6 protein-coding genes are annotated in these 5,400 nt (G+C 50.6%); all 6 read left to right on the forward strand.

What is annotated here, in order from left to right; all coding sequences use genetic code 11:
- Nucleotides 1-59: 59 nt before the first annotated feature.
- The gene (locus tag MPL1_RS13525) at nucleotides 60-200 is read left to right on the forward strand and encodes a protein phosphatase CheZ (protein ID WP_009727589.1); all 141 of its coding nucleotides are present in this window, start codon (nucleotides 60-62) and stop codon (nucleotides 198-200) included.
- A gap of 11 nt (nucleotides 201-211) precedes the next feature.
- Nucleotides 212-2,236: a chemotaxis protein CheA gene (locus MPL1_RS12960; protein WP_009727590.1), complete on the forward strand. Its 2,025-nt coding sequence runs from the start codon at nucleotides 212-214 to the stop codon at nucleotides 2,234-2,236.
- 8 nt (nucleotides 2,237-2,244) lie between these two features.
- A complete protein-coding gene (locus tag MPL1_RS12965; protein ID WP_009727591.1) occupies nucleotides 2,245-3,282 on the forward strand; it encodes a protein-glutamate methylesterase/protein-glutamine glutaminase in 1,038 nt (345 codons plus the stop codon).
- Between the two features lies 1 nt (nucleotide 3,283).
- A complete protein-coding gene (locus MPL1_RS12970) occupies nucleotides 3,284-4,024 on the forward strand; it encodes a flagellar motor protein (RefSeq protein ID WP_009727592.1) in 741 nt (246 codons plus the stop codon).
- 5 nt (nucleotides 4,025-4,029) lie between these two features.
- A complete protein-coding gene (gene motD, locus MPL1_RS12975) occupies nucleotides 4,030-4,932 on the forward strand; it encodes a flagellar motor protein MotD (RefSeq protein ID WP_009727593.1) in 903 nt (300 codons plus the stop codon).
- Nucleotides 4,929-5,400, forward strand: a 472-nt coding sequence (locus MPL1_RS12980; protein WP_009727594.1) for a ParA family protein, incomplete at its 3' end; no start/stop codon positions are given. The genes motD and MPL1_RS12980, both read left to right, overlap by 4 nt.

The raw sequence follows: 5,400 nt of genomic DNA on the forward strand, positions 1-5,400 counted from the left end.
CAGTCTTCAGGAAGAAGTGGAAGACAATCTGGTGAGACTGGTCAAAGTCGCCGGTCAGCATGCTGAAGCTGAATGCTGAACGAAAAAAAGACCACAATCCAATCAAGGCTGAAGGCCCACAAATTAACGCCAAAGATAACCCCAATGTGATGAACAACCAGGATGATGTTGATGACTTGCTGTCGAGTCTCGGCTTCTAGAGGAAATCGCCATGGCGTTAGACACAGACGATGAAATTCTGCAGGACTTTATGGTCGAGGCAGAAGAAATTCTGGATGGCCTGAATGAACAACTGGTGACACTGGAAAGTGCGCCACAGGATACTGACCTGCTTAATGCCATCTTCCGTGGCTTTCACACCATCAAAGGTGGTGCAGGCTTCCTCAGTCTGGAAGCCATGGTGAATCTATGCCACAAGGGTGAAGATGTGTTCAATCTGCTGCGTCAGGGCGAGCGGGTTGTTGACGCAGATATGATGGATACTTTCCTGAAAGTGCTCGACAGTCTGAACAGCATGTTTGCCGAGTTGAAAGCTGGTGAATATCCAACTGCGGCAGACCCACAAATCCTTGATCAACTGGCAGCGTATCTGAATCCTGATTTCACGCCGACGGCTGAGGCCGTTGTAATAGAGCCAGAACCTGAGCCAGAGCCGGAACCAGAGGCTACCTCGTCAGCACCGGCCGGTGACGACATTACAGACGACGAATTTGAAGCCTTGCTGGATCAATTGCATGGCAATGCACCGCCAGGGGCAAAATCAGACAGCGACGACACTAGCGCTAAATCAGTGACGGCCACTGCCTCAGATAGTGACGATATCACTGAAGAAGAGTTCGAAGCGCTGCTTGATGAACTGCAAGGCAAGAAAAAAACAGCCGCCACCAAGACTGAAGTAAAGACACCTCCGCCGGTCGCATCAAAACCTGCCGCAGCCTCACCATCACCAGAACCGACTATTGCTGAAACCGCTGCAACAGAGCCGGCACAAAAAGACAAAAGCGACACGCCAGCGGCAAAAGCTGCCGCTCCAGCGCCGGCAAAAGCGGCACCCGCGGCCGCTGCTGAGACCAGTGTTCGTGTTGATACCAGCCGACTCGATGAAATTATGAACATGGTCGGTGAACTGGTTTTGGTGCGTAACAGAATCAACACCCTGGAAGCCGCGTTCCAAGATGAAGAAATGGCCAAAGCAGTCAATAACCTGGCTGTGGTGACCGGAGATTTGCAAACTGCGGTGATGAAAACCCGCATGCAACCCATCAAGAAAGTATTTGGTCGTTTTCCGCGTGTGGTACGAGATTTGGCACGCAGTCTGAAAAAAGACATCAACCTGGAACTGCGGGGTGAAGAAACCGATCTTGATAAAAACCTGGTGGAGGCGCTGGCTGACCCATTGGTGCATTTGGTCAGAAACGCGGTTGACCACGGCATCGAAATGCCAGATGTGCGCGAGGCCGCTGGCAAATCCCGTCAGGGTCATATCGTGCTGGCAGCGGCCCAGGAAGGTGATCACATCCTGCTGACGATTGCCGATGATGGCGCTGGAATGAATCCCGAAGTGTTGCGTCGCAAGGCGGTCGAAAAAGGCATGATGGATCAGGACACTGCTTCAAGATTGACTGAGTCAGAGTGCTTCGCGCTGATTTTCGCACCCGGCTTTTCCATGAAACAGGAAATATCCGATATCTCTGGCCGAGGTGTCGGCATGGATGTGGTCAAAACCAGTATCTCCAAACTCAATGGTGTCATTGATATCAACTCAGAAATTGGTAAAGGTACAACGCTGTCGATTAAAGTACCTTTGACACTGGCAATCATGCCTACACTGATGGTCATGCTGGGGCAGCAGATTTTTGCATTCCCATTAGTAAGCGTGAATGAAATCTTTCATCTCGACCTCAATAAGACCAATACGGTCGATGGGCAGCAAACCATTATGGTACGCAACAAGGCTTTGCCGTTATTCTATCTCCGTAAATGGCTGGTCAAAGCATACCAACCCACTGACGAAAACGAGTTACAGCACGTGGTGATCGTCAATGTAGGTACCCAAAAAGTAGGGTTTGTAGTTGACCAGCTGATTGGCCAGGAGGAAGTGGTCATCAAACCGTTGGGTGCTCTGCTGCATGGCACCAAGGGGCTGGCAGGCGCCACCATTACCGGCGATGGTCGTATTGCGCTCATCCTCGACTTTCCTGAATTAATGAGTACCTATGCCCACCGTGGTTATTGAGGAACAGCGTGACAGTCAAAGTTTTAATCGTAGATGATTCAGCATTTTTTCGTCGACGGCTCAGTGAAATCATAGATGCTGACCCTCGAATGGAGGTCATTGCAACTGCCGCTAATGGAGAAGAAGCGGTTTCTCAGGCCACTCGTCTAAGACCTGATGTTATTACCATGGATATGGAAATGCCGGTGATGGATGGTATCGCAGCCGTTCGCAAGATCATGAAAGTGCGACCAACACCCATTCTGATGATCTCAACCTGGACTACAGAGGGCGCTAAGGCAACACTTGATGCCTTGGATGCAGGCGCAATGGATTACTTGCCCAAACGCTTTGAAGATCTGTCCAGTGATAAGCAAGCGGCACAAAAAGTTCTGCGAGATCGAATTCACAGTGTCGCCAAAGGCTTTCTCGCAGCACGCCAACCACACAAAACCGTTGAAGTCTCCGCTGCGCACAAAATGCCAGCCAGCAGCCATGATGTAATCAAACAGATCGTCATTGGCACCTCCACCGGTGGCCCAGTGGCTTTACAGCGAATTCTCAGTCAATTACCCGCGAACTTCTCGTTACCCATTTTGCTGGTCCAGCACATGCCCGCCAGCTTCACCCCTTCTTTTGCTGAACGCCTCAATGCTCAGTGTGCTATTACCGTCAAGGAGGCCAAAGAGGGGGATGTGATGCAAGCCGGAGTTGCTTACCTTGCGCCAGGAGGGCAACAGACGCTATTCAAAGGCCGTGCCGAACGCTTGTTTCTCAATGTGGAAGCTGGCCAGGCCACTCAGACATACAGACCCTGCATCGACATGACATTGAGCTCTCTGGCCAGGATCTCTCCTGCCAATACGCTAGCTATCATTTTGACCGGCATGGGTTCTGATGGTCGCGATGGCTGTATGGAACTACATCGACTCGGGGCCACTGTTTGGGCGCAGGATCAAGCAAGCAGCACCATTTATGGTATGCCGATGGCAGTTGCCAAAGCGGGTATTGCTGACAAAATCCTGAGCCTTGATGACATTGGTCAACAACTGGCAGCAATGAGCTGATATGGATATTCTCAGCATCACAGGGTTAATAATCGGCTTCGGCGCGATACTGATGGGTCAGTATCTGGAAGGCGGCCACATTGATACTATCCTGAATGCTGTTGCGTTACTCATCGTGCTGGGCGGCACGCTTGGCGCAGTAATGCTGCAAACCCCTCTCAACACCTTCATCCGAGCGATGAAAATGTTCAAATGGATCTTTCGCCCTCCCCAACTATCACCTGAACGATTACTTGGCAAAATTCTGGAATGGAATCAGGTCGCCAGACGTGAGGGTTTACTCCGTCTAGAAACCATGGCACTGGAAGAACGCGATCTGTTTACCCAGAAAGGATTGCAGCTGATCGCCGATGGCGCAGAGGCTGAGATCATCCGTGAAATCATGGAAACCGATTTGGATTTGATTGAACACAGTGACATGCAGGCAGCAAAAGTCTATGAGGCCATGGGAGGCTATTCGCCCACCATCGGCATCATTGGTGCTGTGCTTGGTTTAATTCATGTCATGGGAAATCTCGCCGATCCATCGTCACTTGGCTCTGGCATTGCTGTTGCTTTTGTCGCCACTATTTATGGCGTTGGTTTTGCCAATCTGTTTTTTTTGCCGGTCGGTAACAAACTCAAAACACTGGTATTACGACGCAGTCAAATGCAAATGATGCTAATTGACGGATTGATTGGTGTTGCCGACGGAGACAACCCGAGAAATATTGAAAGCCGATTGCAGGCCTACCTGGACTAGTTGCCATGGCACGCAGAAAGCGGGAACCTGAACAAGAAAACCATGAACGTTGGCTGGTGTCCTATGCCGACTTTATTACCTTATTGTTTGCGTTTTTTGTAGTGATGTACTCGATCTCATCCGTCAATGAAGGTAAATACCGGGTGTTGTCGGAAACACTTGAAAGTGTGTTTTCTCAGCCAACACGCAGCGCATCACCGATTCAGGTAGGCGAGGTCAGCCGAGGTGAAGGCGAACGAGTCGCAGAACCGGGTTCACCCGATTTGCCCGTATTTGAGATTGAATTACCCGAACTGCCGCAATATACCCCCCCGCCTGTACCGGAGGCTGTTCGCAGTATCGGCGAGATATCTCAACAACTGGGCGACGCGCTGGCTGATTTGATTGATAACGATGATATCAGCTTGAATGTTGGAGAAGACTGGATCGAACTGGATATCAAATCCAGTTTATTGTTTGGCAGTGGTGAAGCGAGGCTGGATACACAAGCAGTGCCTGTCATCGGCCAAATCGCCGAAGTGCTTGTGGCGACAGCCAACCCCGTACAAGTCGAAGGGTTTACTGATAACCAGCCTATCAACACACCACGCTTTCCTTCAAACTGGGAGCTGTCGGCTGCCCGGGCGGCCAGTGTAGTTCACTTATTAGAACGCTATGGTATCGAGCCAGACAGAATGTCGGCCATTGGTTATGGAGAGCACCACCCGATTGCCGATAATGCAACTGAGCAAGGCCGACAAAAAAATCGCCGTGTGGTACTGGTAATTCTTGGCAGTCGTGACAGTCGACGCAGTCTGGATGCTTTTTCCAGTCCGCAAGCAGAAGCTGAAGAACGAATTGAAATCCCCTTACTCGGGCCAGGCACACCCGACATTTCGCCGCTGATTGAACCCGAGGTTCAGCCATGACGGTCTGGGCAATTGCCAACCAGAAAGGCGGGGTCGGTAAAACTACCACGGTTATGACACTTGCCAGTCTTTTGGCACAGCAAGGCAAACCCACTCTGGTACTGGACATGGATCCGCATGGTTCGATGACCACCTGTTTCGGATTCGACCCAGACACGCTCGACCACAGCATCTACACCCTGTTTCAAAAACTCGATGAAAGCCCGAACAGTGCAATCTTCCAGACGCTGAAAAAAACCTCACAGGAAAATATTTACCTGTTACCTGCCGCGACCGCCATGGCAACACTGGATCGACAACTCGGCGTACAGAGTGGCAAGGGTCTGGTCATCCGTAAAACGCTGGCACACTTGAGTGATCGTTTTGAGCATGTATTGATTGATTGTCCACCCATGCTTGGTGTGTTGATGATTAATGCCTTAGCAGCCTGTGATCWGTTATTAATTCCGGTGCAAACAGAATTTCTTG

The sequence above is a fragment of the Methylophaga lonarensis MPL genome (genome assembly GCF_000349205.1).
Taxonomy (GTDB): domain Bacteria; phylum Pseudomonadota; class Gammaproteobacteria; order Nitrosococcales; family Methylophagaceae; genus Methylophaga; species Methylophaga lonarensis.

What these genes read in the sequence shown, in the direction of transcription:
- MPL1_RS13525 (WP_009727589.1), top strand. Translation starts at nt 60, where the DNA reads ATGCTGAAGCTGAATGCTGAACGAAAAAAAGACCACAATCCAATCAAG.
- MPL1_RS12960 (WP_009727590.1), top strand. Translation starts at nt 212, where the DNA reads ATGGCGTTAGACACAGACGATGAAATTCTGCAGGACTTTATGGTCGAG.
- MPL1_RS12970 (WP_009727592.1), top strand. Translation starts at nt 3,284, where the DNA reads ATGGATATTCTCAGCATCACAGGGTTAATAATCGGCTTCGGCGCGATA.
- motD (WP_009727593.1), top strand. Translation starts at nt 4,030, where the DNA reads ATGGCACGCAGAAAGCGGGAACCTGAACAAGAAAACCATGAACGTTGG.